Here is a 12,346-nt window from a genome sequence, read left to right as displayed (position 1 = left end):
CCTGGCGCTGCCTTGTGCTGAACTCTCCAGCCGTTCGGCCATCCCTATGGATGTACCCAACATTTCTGGCGGACGAGCGAATCATGCAGACGCAGCGTTATCGATTCACCTGGCAACTGGCCGTTGTCCTGTTCATGTCCTGGCTTCTGGCCGGTTGCGGCATCAACAACATCCCCCAATACGACGAGCAGGTGAAATCGGCCTGGTCGCAGGTGGAAAACCAGTATCAGCGTCGCGCCGATCTCATCCCCAATCTGGTCGAGACGGTGAAGGGCTTTGCCCGTCAGGAGCAGGAAACCCTGACGGCCGTGGTCGAAGCACGTTCGCGCGCCACCTCGATCCAGCTCAGCGCGGATGATCTTGACGATCCGCAGAAGCTCCAGCAGTTCCAGCAGGCGCAGAACCAGCTGACCGGGGCCCTGAGCCGCTTGATGGCGGTGTCCGAGCGGTACCCGGAGTTGAAGTCCAACCAGAACTTCCTTGCCCTGCAATCGCAGCTCGAGGGCACGGAAAACCGCATCGCCGTGGCGCGCCGGGATTTCATCGCGGCGGTCGAGCGTTACAACACCGAGATCCGGACCTTCCCCGGCCGTATCTGGCACACCCTGATGTACAGCGACATGCCGATCCGCGAGAACTTCGAGGCGACGGCTGAAAACGCCGAGCAGGCGCCACAAGTGCAGTTTCAATGATCCGTACGCTGCCGCTGATCATCGCGCTGCTGTTCTGGGCGAGTGGCGTTGGCGCCCAGGAAGCTGAGCTGCCAGCATTGACCGGCAGGGTGGTCGATCAGGCCGAGCTGCTCGACACCCAGGCCGAGGCGCGGCTGACCAGCATGCTCGCCGCCCATGAACAGGCCAGCGGCGAGCAGGTGGTCGTTGTCACCGTCCCGGATCTACAGGGCCGGAGCATCGAAGAGTTCGGTGTGGCGCTGGGTCGCGAGTGGGGCATCGGTCAGGAGGGGGAAGACAATGGCGCGCTGCTGATCGTTGCCCGCGATGACCGCCGGGTGCGCATCGAGGTTGGCTATGGGCTGGAAGGGCGGCTGACTGACGCCCAGTCCTCGGTCATCATCAACCGGATCATCACGCCTGCCTTTCGCGAAGGCGACTTCACCCGCGGGATCGTCGAGGGCACCGCGGCGATAGTCCAGGTTCTGGGAGGCGATCCGCTGCGCACCACCGGTATGCAGCCGGCGATGCCCATGCATGCGCAGGAACCCGGCGGGCTCGGCATCCTTGGCTTTTTCCTGATGCTGGTCGCCATCTTCGTGATTGGCGGGGGGCGCGGTGGGCGTGGCGGTGGTCGGGGTGCTGGACGCGCCCTGCTGCTCGGTGCGCTGCTCGGCGGCATGGGCCGAGGCGGTGGCGGCGGCTTCGGCGGAGGTGGTGGTTTCGGCGGCGGCGGTGGCGGCTTTGGCGGCGGCGGCGCTTCCGGTGGCTGGTAGAGACCTCGACGTATCGCCAGCATCGAATGGCCAGCCGATCAACGCAGCAAAACGAGAGCCCTCATCGAAGATGAATACGCAATGACCCTACTGTCCGAAAGCGAGCTGAAACAGGTATCCGACGCGATCGACCGCATCGAGCGCGATACCGACGCCGAACTGGTGACCGTCCTGGCCGCCCAGGCTGACGATTACCGCTACATTCCGTTGCTCTGGGCGAGCCTGCTGGCGCTGCTGCTGCCTGGTGCGCTGCTGTTCTTCACCGGATGGCTGGCAGCCTGGCAGCTATTGCTGGTGCAGTGGCTGACCTTTGTCGTGCTCGCGATGGTGTTTCGTATTCCGAGCATGACCAGCCGGCTGATTCCCCGCTCGGTACGGCACTGGCGGGCCTGCAACCTGGCGCGGCGGCAATTCATCGAACTGAACCTGCACCACACCGCCGCTGGCACCGGCATGCTGATCTTCGTTTCCGAAGCCGAACGCTATGTGGAGATTCTGGTGGATCAGGGAATCTCCAGCCGCATCGATGACAGCGTCTGGCAGTCAATCGTCGATACCTTTACCGAGGACGTGCGCAACGGCCAGGTGCTGGAAGGCTTCCTAAGCTGTATCGAAACCTGCGGTTCGCTGCTCAAGCAGCACGTGCCGGCGACCCATGAGCGCAACGAGTTGCCGAACCATCTGGTTGTAATAGGGTGAAGCCGATAGATACGCTGGAGGCTTGAGGCTGGACGAAAAAGCGGTTCGATGCGGTCCCCCGGCTTCCGGCTTCAGCCAGCCATCAAACGGCTTGCATCGAACCTGCAAGAACGAAACCCTGACCTCCAGCCTCCAGCCTCCAGCCTCCAGCCTCCAGCCTCCAGCCTCCAGCCTCCAGCCTCGCCCTGTCAAACCATGCCCGGACCGTCATCCTCGGGTTGCTCGACCGGTGCCAGGTCGAGAAACGGAGCCTTTTCCATCGCACTGGCGGCGACGCGATCGATGCTGTTCATGGCGTGGCCGATGATGGAACTGACGCTGGCCTCGTGATGATGTTCAGGTAAACGCTCGATGGCGGCGAGCACTTCTTCGCCGGGCACGGTCTCCTCGGCCAGCAGCTTGTCGGCAACTTCATCCAGCGCCGGCTTGAGCCGCTGCAGCAGGGCCATGCATTCGCGGTCGAGCTGCTTGAGCAGATTGTCGGCCGCACGGATGGATTCGCCGGAATCGAACTCGATGTGCGCGTCGCGTACCGCCTGCAAACTCAATAGCGAGCCGTTCGGGCCCATTCCTAGTGCGCCAACCATCGACAGCGCGATCTTCGACGCTTCCTGCAGATCCTGACCAGCACCGGAGGAGACTTCGTGGAAGTACAGCTGCTCGGCACCACGGCCAGCCAGCAGCATCTGGATGCGATTGCGCAGTTCGGACTCCATGTGCAGGCGCTTGTCTTCGACCGGCGTTACCAGGGTCACACCCAGGGCCTGGCCGCGCGGCAGGATGGTCACCTTCTCCACGCGCCCGACCTTCAGTGCCGCGGCAACCAGGGCGTGCCCGGCCTCATGTACGGCGATGCGCTTGCGATCGGTGTCCGACATGGGCGTGACGCCCGACGGCTGCTCACCGATGCGGCAGGTTTCCACCGCGTCGACGAAATGCGCCATGGTCACCGACTTGGCCGTGCCGCGCGCCGCGAGCAGGGCGGCATGGTTGACGATGTAGGCAATGGCGGCGGGCGTCAGGCCGACGGTGTTACGCGCCAGCTGGGGGTAGTCCAGGTCCTGCTCGGCGCGGATTTTGTCAGCGTAGAGGCGGAACAGCGCCTCGCGGTCGTTCAGGCCAGGCAGGCCGACGGCAATCGAGCGGTCGAAGCGGCCCTCGCGAACCAAAGCCGGGTCCAGCGAATTGGGGAAGTTGGTCGCACCCAGCACCAGCACACCGCTGGCGCCGTCGAAGCCGTCCATCTCGGCCAGGAACTGGTTGATGATGCGGTTGCTCTCGGCATCGCTGGAGCGCTGCTGCTCGGCACGCTTGCCGATGCCGTCGATCTCGTCGATGAAGATGATGCAGGGCGCCTGGCGCCGGGCGGTACGGAACAGCGCCTTGACCTTCTGGATACCGACGCCGAAATACATCGAGGAAAAATCACTGCCCGTCACCTGGATGAAGCTGGCGTTGGATTCGGTGGCAAGCGCCTTGGCCAGCTGAGTCTTGCCGGTACCGGGCTCGCCGGTCAGCAGCACGCCTTTCGGCGGTCGGGCGCCCAGCGCCGCATACGCAGCGGGGTCGCGCAGATAGGCAGTGACGTCGCTCAGGGCCTGCTTGGCTTCGCTCGCGCCAATCACATCGACGAAGCTGACACCGCTTCCCTTGCGCTGGATGTGAAACGCCTGGCTCTTGTACGCCAGATAACCCAGGGCACCGCTGAGCAAGAGGATGAATGGTGCATAGGGCAGCACGGTCTTGTACCAGGGCGTCTCGCCGTCGGTCTCGAACAGCGTGAGCGGGAACAGCTGGCCCTCGCTGCTGGCGTACTGATCGAGCATTAGCTGCGCGACGCGCCCGGACTGGTCCGGTACCCAATAGCGCAAGCCGTCGTGCAGGCTGATGTAGACCGCATCCTTGCCCAGCGCAGCGCTGGCAATGGTGGCGCCACGCAAGTCACCCATCAACACGGATAGATCCCGGCGATTGGCTTCCCAGGGATCGGTGGATTCCTGCAGGGCTTCGAGCATGCTGGCCGCAGCGCCAGTCGCAGGCGTTGTAGGTGCGGCGGGCCGCAACTGCCAGAACGCAACGCAAGCGGCGATCAGCAGCAACAGGAAAACGGAGAGCACAGGGCCGCGGCGACCTTGTAGCAGACGTGGTGTTTTCATTTCACATCCAATCGGGAAGCCCGATGTTTCGACAAACAACCGCCAGGTAGGCGGACCACAGTTGTTCGCGGGGAAGCCCCGCGGCGCCAATTGCGTGGCGCAGCGCAGTACGGGCGTGTTGGATGCGATTTATATGCCGGACTGCGAATCGGGTAACGGGACACCGATAGCCGGCGAGAATACGGCAAGTGCCACCATACAAGTGGCAACGCGACGAATGGCGGGGCGGTTTGCGACGAATGACCGTTTGGTCGCGGAACCGAAACGGCCCATGGTGATCAGGCCGTCATGCAGCGTCGCACCGACGTCGGGAAGCGAATGGCTGGCGCCGCCAACGTTGCGCAACGCCACCCGATCGACGCCCTTCGCCGCTGCGAAGGGCGTCTCGGCCCAACCCATTCCGGGCGTCAGTGCCCGCTGTTACGCCGCTCGGCAATGGTCTCCGGCGTCAGTTCGCCCCGTTGCGAGCCGAAATGGCTGAGCATGAAGTTGCTCAGCGCCGACACTTCCCGGTCATTGAAATGGCGGTTGAAGGCTGGCATCAGGTGATGCCCGTTTGGTCCGTGCAGGGCATCGCCGTTGAGGATCACCTGGACCAGATTCAGCCCCTGCGGATCGTTCAGCGTGCGCAGGCCGCGCAGCGAGGCGTAGTCGCTCTGACGACCGCTGCCGTCCCACTGGTGACAGCTGGCACAGGTCTCTGCGAATAGTTTTTGCCCCAACGGGTGAGGGCTGTCGGCCGGTGGCCCGCTCGCCAATTGCTGTGCCGGTGGCCGAGTCACCTCTGCCGGGCGCGCCGGAACCGATTTGAGGTAGGTGACCATTGCCTGGATATCCTCGGGCGTCAGGTGCCGCAGGCTGTAATTGACCACTTCGGCCATCGGTCCGCCCGCAACGCCGTAGCCGGGCGCGACGCCGTGGGCGAGATAGCGCGCCAGGGCTTCGTCGGGCCAGCCACCGATCCCGCCCTGCTCGTCGGCGGTAATGTTCCACGCACTCCAGCCCTGGATCGTCGCGCCAGCAAGATGCTCCGAGCTGTTCTTCGCCTGCATCAGGTTGCGTGGCGTATGGCACTCGCCGCAGTGCCCCGGCCCTTGGACAAGGTAGGCGCCACGGTTCCACTGTTCGGACTGCTCGGGATCCGGCTCGAAGCGCTCGTCATCAAGGAACAGCAGATTCCAAAGGGCGATGCCCCAGCGCTGGTTGAACGGGAAACCGATGTCGTTTTCCCTGTTCGGCTGCTCTACCGGTTCCAGACTGAACAGGTAGGCCTTGATCGCCAGGATGTCTTCGCGAGGCATCAGGGTGTAGGAGGTGTAGGGGAAGGCCGGGTAGTAGTGCTTGCCATCCGGCCCGACGCCCTGCTGCATGGCCTCGACGAAGTCGTCGTCGCTCCAGTTGCCGATGCCGGTCTCCTTGTCCGGCGTGATGTTGGTGGAATACAGCGTGCCGAACGGCATCTCTACCGGAAGTCCGCCGGCGTACGGCTTGCCGCCTTCGGTCACGTGGCATGCCAGGCAGTCGGCGGCGCGGGTCAGGTATTCGCCACGTTCGAGCAAGGCGTCGTCCGCCTGCTGCGCCAAGGCCGCCGTGCCGAACAGGGCCAGGGCAGCGCCCAGCAGGCTGCCGGTTGTGAATCGATTGTTCATGCTGGGACTCCTCAGATCACGTAGTAGCCGGCGCGCGCCAGCGGCAGGCGGCGGATGCGCGTGCCGTTGGCGGCAGCCAGGGCGTTGACCAGCGCCGGAGCGATCATCGCTGTCCCGGCCTCGCCAACGCCGCCGGGCGCCTCGCGGCTTTCGACGATGAACGTCTCCACTGGCGGCGCTTCGCTGATCCGCAGCTGACGGTAGTCGTGAAAGTTGCTCTGCTCGACACGGCCTTGGCTGACGGTGATCTCGTTGAACAGCGCCGCCGAAAGACCGAACAGCGTGCCGCCTTCGATCTGTGATTTCACCGACACCGGGTTCATCACCTGGCCGCAATCGATGGCCACGACCAGCCGCTTGAGCTTGATGCCCTTGTCTTCGCTGACCTGCAGCTCGACCACGGTCGCGAGGAAACTGCCAAACACCTCCTGCACCGCAACGCCCCGCCCATGCCCGGCCTCGAGCGGCTCGCTCCAGCCGGCCTGCTCGGCGGCGAGACGCAGCACCGCCTGGGCGCGCGGGTGATCGCCGAGCAGCTCCATGCGGTACTCCACCGGGTCGCGGTCGACACTGCGAGCCACTTCGTCGATAAAGCTTTCGAGCATGTAGGTGCTGCGCAGCGGGCCGACTCCGCGCCACCAGGACTGACGCAACGCCTTGGGCGGCACCGGAACATAGTTCACGCGCAGGTCCCGCATGGCATAGATCGGATGAATCGCGACCTCCACCGCATCGCCATCCAGCCCGTTCTCGGGCACCGCGGCCGGCGCGAAGCGGGCCAGCACTGACGCGCCCGCGATGGTGTGGCGCCAGCCGAGAAGACGACCCTCGGCATTCATCGCCGCGGCGAAACGGTCGATGTAATGCGGGCGATACATGTCGTGAGTGGTGTCTTCTTCGCGCAGCCAGGTCAGCTTGATCGGATAGTCGACCTTCGCAGCGATGGCCACGGCCTGGCTGATGAAATCCACCTCCAGTCGCCGACCGAAGGCGCCGCCGATGAGCTGGTTGTTGACGATGACCTGCTCTGCCGGCCGGCCGGAGGCCTCGGATGCTGCCGTTTGTGCGCGTACCGGCACCTGCGTTCCGACCCAGAGCTCCACGGCATCAGGGCGAACCTGGGCCACACAGGTCATGGGCTCCAGCGCCGCGTGGGCGAGGAAGGGCATCTGGTATTCGGCTTCGAAGGTCTTCGCTGCGTCCTCCAGCGCCTTCTCGATATCGCCCCTTTCGCTGGCAAGAGCGCCGGGTTGGTCCAGCGCTTCCTTGATCTCGCGCTCCATCTGCGCGGAGTCGATGGTGGCGTTGTCGCCATAATCCCACTCGATTTCCAGGGCGCGTACGCCGGCGAAGGTCGCCCAGGTGTGCTCGCCTATGACTGCCACGGCATCGCCCAGGCGGATCACATCGATCACGCCAGAGACTTTCCGCGCAGCGCGATCATCCACACTGCGAACGGTGCCGCCGATAACCGGGCAGGCGCGCGCTGAGGCGTACTTCATGCCAGGCACCACCAGGTCGATGGTGAAGCGCGCCGTCCCGTTGACCTTTGCCGGGGTGTCCAGCCGCCGGGTGGGTTTGCCGATCAGCTTGAACTGCTCGGATGGCTTGAGGGGAATATTTTCCGGTACTGGCAGCTTGGAGGCGTCATCGACCAATTCGCCATAGCCGAAGCTTTGACCGTTGGGGCCGAGCACCCGACCGTTCTCGGCACGCAGCTGGTCGGTGCCCACCTGCCAGCGTTGAGCGGCCGCCTGTATCAGCAGCAGCCGTGCGGCGGCGCCGGCCTGGCGCAACGGCTCCCAATTGCTGCGGATAGATGTCGAACCGCCGGTTGCCTGGAAATTCAGCAGCTTGTCGTTGTAGATCGCCTCGTTCGGCGGTGCTTCCTTGAGGGTGATCTGATCGAGGCCGATTTCCAGCTCCTCGGCGACCATCACCGCCAGGCCGCTCTGTGCGCCCTGGCCCATTTCGATCTTCGGGACGGTGAAGACCACCTGCCCATTGCGGTCGATGCTGATAAAGGCATCCAGCGCCGTAGCGTTGGACATCGGCTGGTCTTCCGGTCCTTCGCTGAGTACCTGCTCGGCGAAACTGCGACCCGGGAAGGGCAGCGAGAAGCCGATCACCAGGCCACCAAGGGCCAGGCTGCCGACCTTCAGCAGGTTGCGCCGTGAAGGGGATTGGAGGGTTGTGTCTGGGTTGGCCATTTCGCGCCTCCTCATGCCAGGGCGACGCGCTTGATGGCGCTCCGAATGCGGGTGTAGGTGCAGCAGCGGCACAGATTGCCGGCCATGCCCTGGTCGATGGCCTGGTCATCGGGTTGCGGGTTTTTCTCCAGCAGCGCGACGGCGGACATGATCTGCCCGCACTGGCAGTAACCGCACTGCACCACCTCGTCTTCCAGCCAGGCCTGTTGCACCTGCTGGCCGAGATCGGTGTTGCCGATGCTCTCGATGGTCACGACCTTGCGATCCTTTACTTCGCCGACCGGCAACACGCAGGAGCGCGCCGCCTCACCGTCGAGATGGACGGTGCAGGCGCCGCATTGGGCGATTCCGCAACCGTATTTGCTACCCGTCAGCCCCAGCATGTCGCGCAGAACCCAGAGCAGGGGCATGTCGTCGGGAACGTCGACCTGAATGTCGGCGCCGTTGATTGAAAGTGTCAGCATGGAACAGGAACCTCACGTCAGGCTGTAAAGCGGCGCGCTTATGGTTGGTTTGATGCGCGCTTTAGAACGAGACAACAGGTGAGGCGAAAGTTGCCAAACAGGCGGCGAATTCATCGTTCCGATGAGCGGCGTACCGGGTGTCGGCTGCGTCGCGCAATTGGCTGCGATTCGTAGTACATAGGCGGCCTTTTCGTACCCAGAGCAGTACCCGCACCATGTCCACGTTGACCGAGTTGGCCCAGCAGATCGCTGCGCTTTATCCATTGCAAGACAAGACCGCAGGCAAGCGTTACCGCATCGTTAGCCAACTCGCCGGCATGACCGAGCTGGAGGAGATCGGCGGCATGCCCCGCTACGTTGATACCTGCCAGCTTGAGGACACGGAACTGTGGGACAGCCGGGTCGCCAGTTGATGGGCGCGGCAGGCGATCCTTCAGGTTTCGACTGCCGCCGATCGATGAACAAACTCGCTGACATCCACCTGATCCAGTTGCTCGGCTCTGAGGTGGCGTTCGCCGTAGCGCAGGTGCAACCCGGACGACAGGAACAGCGCGAAGAGGTCGGCGTCGATATGGCCGCGGTCGCGCAGCCGCGCCAGGATGCGGATCGACTCGCTCAGCGGCTTGGCCTTCTTGTAGGGACGGTCGCAGGCGGTCAGCGCCTCGAAGATATCGGCAATCGCCATGATCCGTGCGGGTATCGATAGCTGCTCGGGGCCCAGCTGGCGCGGGTAGCCGGTGCCCAGCAGGGTTTCATGATGGGTGCCGGCGTACTCCGGGACGCGCTGCAGGTTCTTGGGGAACGGCAGGTTCTCCAGCATGACAATGGTCTGCATGATGTGCTCGTTGACCTTGAACCGTTCCTCGGCGGTCAGGGTGCCGCGGCTGACACTCAGGTTGTAGAGCTCGCCAAAGTTGAACTGATGTTCGGGCACGCTCATCTTGAAGCCATATTTCGGATCCTGCGCCCTGGTCCCGATGCGTGGGATCAGGTGTTCTGGCTTGTCCTCCAACAGTTTTTCGGACACCGGCAGCGGCCTGGCCGGGAAGCTTTCCAGGCGCGTGGCCTCCTCGTGGGAAATGCCCAGCCGGTCATCGAAATGACGCGTCCAACGCTGTTCGGCGATCTCCTGCAGGCGCTCGATCCGCTCCGGTGCCATCAGCTCGCCGCCAATATTGCACTCGGCAACGAAGGCGAACTCGTCCTGCAAGCGCGCTACATGGGCCGCGTGGCGAGCCTCGACAGTTTCCCGGGGTTCGCCGGCAGCCAGGGCTTCGAGCCGCTCGATCATGGCGTCGCGTAGCAGTACCTCGAAGCGCATTCGGATCTCGTGGATGCGGTTGTAGACCGTTTCCAGCTTGGTCGCCTTGTCGACGATGTGCTCGGGCGTGGTGATCTTGCCGCAGTCATGCAGCCAGGCGCCGATGCGAAACTCCCGCCACTGCTCTTCGGTTTCGAAGCGAAAATCCGCCAGCGGCCCTTCCAACGTTGCACTGGCCTGTTCAGCGAGCATCAGCGCGAGCTCAGGGACGCGGGCGCAATGCCCGCCGGTGTAGGCGCTCTTGGCGTCTATGGCGCCCGCCAGAATCTCGATCATCGAGTCGATCAGCGCGGTTTGCGAATCGATCAGGTTGTGGTTCTCTAGCGCGACGGCCGACTGGGACGCCAAGGCCTCGACGAAGCGCAGGTTCTGCCTGCTGAAACTGGTGACGTCGCCGCTACCGGGATCTGTCGCGTTCATGAACTGCAGCACGCCGAGGACTTCGCCGCTGTGCGTTACCAGTGGTACGCAAAGCATCGAGACCGTACGGTAGCCGGACTCCATATCGAATCGGCGGGTGCCGGACAGATCGAAGCGTGTCTCGCGGTAGACGTCATCGATGATCACGGTTTCCTTGCGCAGGGCTACGTAAGTCGACACATGCCGCTCGTTGGGCGCACCGGTTTCGGGGTCATGCAGCGGCAGTTCAAAAGCGGGCAGATGGTCAGCCCGCGAGCGCAGGGCGAAGCGCAGGGTGTCATGCTCGGTCATCAGGTACAGGGTCGCAGCATCGGCGTTACAGATGTGCTTGCCTTGCATCAGGATGTGCTGCAACAGGCGATGCCTGTCGCGTTCGGTGGAGAGCAGCATGCCGTTCTCCACCAGGCTCGCCAGTTTGACTTGGGCCTGCTCCAGAGCCAGGTGCTGTGCCTGCAGGGAACCCCGCATGGCGTCGTATTGACGATGCAGCTCGTCGAGTTCACGAATCGGCGAGCCGGGGCGGTTGTAGGCGTTGAAGTTCAGTTCGCGGATGCGTCGGGTGTCTTCGGTCAGGGTGCAGAGGGAGCGGCGCACGATCGCAAGGCAGGCAAACAGCAGCGGTAGGCCGAGCAGCATAAGCAGCAGTTCTGTGAGCAGAACGCCAGGCAGATCGAGCCAGCCGAAGCTTGCCAGCATTACGGCCGGTACGGTGGGCACCAGGATGAACATCATGATCAGCACTGAGGCCCAGGTCTCGTAGCTGAACTTGTATTTGCTGGAGTTCATACTGCATCCTGCTGCGATTACTTGACGAAAAGCCATACCCCTATGGCGCGATCGAGCCCAGCGTCTGCTGCCGCGACCGTATCGCAGGCCATTGGCCATCCGTGGAGAGTACATTGATCATGGTCATTAAAATGGACGCGGTAGGTAGATTTGCCCGAACAGTACTCGCTCTTGGCTTGTTGACGGCGTCCGGGTTGGTCATGGCCGAGGAGGTTGGCGAGCCAGTCGGCTACCTCATGAAGGTGCAAGGTGAGGCGACTGTTACCAGTCGCGGGCAGACCATCGATGCGCGGGTGGGGCAGGCGGTGATGATCGGTGCGATGCTGCGCACCGGCAGCCATGGCTCGATGGGCGTCACCCTGAGCGATAACACGGTGATGTCCTTTGGCCCAAACAGCGAGCTCACCCTGGACGAGTACCAGTTCGAGCCGGCTCATGAAGAACTGAAGTTGAGCGCTCGTATCAGCAGGGGCACGCTGAACTTCATCTCCGGTGTGATTGCCAAGCTCAAGCCAGAGGCGGTCGAGTTGAAAACCCCGACCGGGACCATAGGCGTGAGAGGGACTCATTTTCTGGTGAAGGTTGACGCGTGAGGAGCATCCTGCAGAAAGCATTGGCGCTGTCATGTTTCGCTCTGCTGATGAGCGGGTGTGCGACGGGTGACTATGTGGTGCTGCTGGAGAGCCCCGATGGCACCACCGGGGCTGTGGTCATTGATGATGCCAGGGGGCAGACGCGGCTCGATCGCAAGCAACAGGGCGCAGTGATTGGCGGCCGGGGTTTCGGGGCAGGGACTTTCGAGGTCGGTGACCTGCGCATCGCACGTGATTTTTCGGCAGCGCTGGCCGCACAGCCCGCGCTGCCGCAACGTTTCCAGCTCTACTTCAGGATTGGTAGCGCCGAACTCACTGATGAGTCGGAGCGGGCTATCGAGCAGGTGATCGAAACGATCCGCCAGCGTGGACCATCGGCCGTTTCGGTCATTGGTCACACTGACACGCTCAGTGGCCCGCGTTGGAACGGGCAGCTGGGTCTGATAAGGGCTCAGGCGGTTGCGGACCTGCTGCGCAGCCGACATGTCGAGGTGATCGATCTACGGGTTTCGTCACACGGCGAGCGCAATCTGCTGATCCCGACGCCTGATGGGGTCGCGGAGCCGCGCAATCGGCGGGTCGAGATCAGCGTACGCTAGGG

At 63.5% G+C, this 12,346-nt stretch carries 12 protein-coding genes; 6 read left to right on the top strand and 6 right to left on the bottom strand.

The genetic code is table 11. From position 1 onward, the window contains the following. Positions 1–83: 83 nt before the first annotated feature. The 3 genes from AC4LFW_RS16265 to AC4LFW_RS16255 all read left to right on the top strand — a co-directional run bounded on the left by AC4LFW_RS16265 (position 84) and on the right by AC4LFW_RS16255 (position 2,146). The gene (locus AC4LFW_RS16265; protein WP_491820380.1) at positions 84–692 is read left to right on the top strand and encodes a LemA family protein; all 609 of its coding nucleotides are present in this window, start codon (positions 84–86) and stop codon (positions 690–692) included. Continuing rightward, a complete protein-coding gene (locus AC4LFW_RS16260) occupies positions 689–1,447 on the top strand; it encodes a TPM domain-containing protein (protein ID WP_491820378.1) in 759 nt (252 codons plus the stop codon). The genes AC4LFW_RS16265 and AC4LFW_RS16260 overlap by 4 nt, the downstream gene beginning before the upstream one ends. A gap of 81 nt (positions 1,448–1,528) precedes the next feature. Then, on the top strand, positions 1,529–2,146 hold the full coding sequence (locus tag AC4LFW_RS16255; RefSeq protein ID WP_491820376.1) for a TPM domain-containing protein: 618 nt from the start codon (positions 1,529–1,531) through the stop codon (positions 2,144–2,146). Between the two features lie 188 nt (positions 2,147–2,334). On the opposite strand, the gene AC4LFW_RS16250 is transcribed toward AC4LFW_RS16255, so the two are convergent. The 5 genes from AC4LFW_RS16250 to AC4LFW_RS16230 all read right to left on the bottom strand — a co-directional run bounded on the left by AC4LFW_RS16250 (position 2,335) and on the right by AC4LFW_RS16230 (position 8,625). Continuing rightward, positions 2,335–4,302, bottom strand: coding sequence for an AAA family ATPase (locus AC4LFW_RS16250; protein ID WP_491820374.1), 1,968 nt, complete (start codon positions 4,300–4,302; stop codon positions 2,335–2,337). Between the two features lie 129 nt (positions 4,303–4,431). Next, complete coding sequence (locus tag AC4LFW_RS16245) at positions 4,432–4,701, bottom strand: hypothetical protein (protein ID WP_491820373.1); 270 nt, start codon at positions 4,699–4,701, stop codon at positions 4,432–4,434. Between the two features lie 8 nt (positions 4,702–4,709). Next, entirely contained in the window at positions 4,710–5,951 is a 1,242-nt protein-coding gene (locus tag AC4LFW_RS16240; RefSeq protein WP_491820372.1) for a c-type cytochrome, read from the bottom strand. Positions 5,952–5,962: 11 nt separating this feature from the next. Then, positions 5,963–8,161, bottom strand: coding sequence for a xanthine dehydrogenase family protein molybdopterin-binding subunit (locus AC4LFW_RS16235; RefSeq protein WP_491820371.1), 2,199 nt, complete (start codon positions 8,159–8,161; stop codon positions 5,963–5,965). 11 nt (positions 8,162–8,172) lie between these two features. After that, positions 8,173–8,625: a (2Fe-2S)-binding protein gene (locus AC4LFW_RS16230; RefSeq protein WP_491820370.1), complete on the bottom strand. Its 453-nt coding sequence runs from the start codon at positions 8,623–8,625 to the stop codon at positions 8,173–8,175. Positions 8,626–8,840: 215 nt separating this feature from the next. Here AC4LFW_RS16230 and AC4LFW_RS16225 point away from each other — a divergent pair, with 215 nt between their 5' ends. Beyond that, positions 8,841–9,038 carry a hypothetical protein gene (locus AC4LFW_RS16225; RefSeq protein WP_491820369.1) on the top strand — a complete coding sequence of 66 codons (198 nt, stop codon included), beginning with the start codon at positions 8,841–8,843 and terminating at the stop codon, positions 9,036–9,038. Between the two features lie 20 nt (positions 9,039–9,058). Here the strand turns inward: AC4LFW_RS16225 and AC4LFW_RS16220 are convergent, their stop codons facing one another. Then, complete coding sequence (locus AC4LFW_RS16220) at positions 9,059–11,152, bottom strand: GAF and HD-GYP domain-containing protein (protein WP_491820368.1); 2,094 nt, start codon at positions 11,150–11,152, stop codon at positions 9,059–9,061. Positions 11,153–11,271: 119 nt separating this feature from the next. Between AC4LFW_RS16220 and AC4LFW_RS16215 the strand changes: the two genes are divergently transcribed. Continuing rightward, positions 11,272–11,745, top strand: a complete 474-nt coding sequence (locus AC4LFW_RS16215) for a FecR family protein (protein WP_491822152.1) — start codon at positions 11,272–11,274, stop codon at positions 11,743–11,745. Continuing rightward, positions 11,742–12,344: an OmpA family protein gene (locus AC4LFW_RS16210; RefSeq protein WP_491820366.1), complete on the top strand. Its 603-nt coding sequence runs from the start codon at positions 11,742–11,744 to the stop codon at positions 12,342–12,344. The genes AC4LFW_RS16215 and AC4LFW_RS16210 overlap by 4 nt, the downstream gene beginning before the upstream one ends. The last annotated feature ends 2 nt before the right edge of the window (positions 12,345–12,346 follow it).

The organism is Stutzerimonas sp. C6.4V (assembly GCF_058536345.1).
The sequence above is the reverse complement of the archived record's forward strand: the minus strand, read 5'-3'. Positions and strand labels throughout refer to the sequence as shown.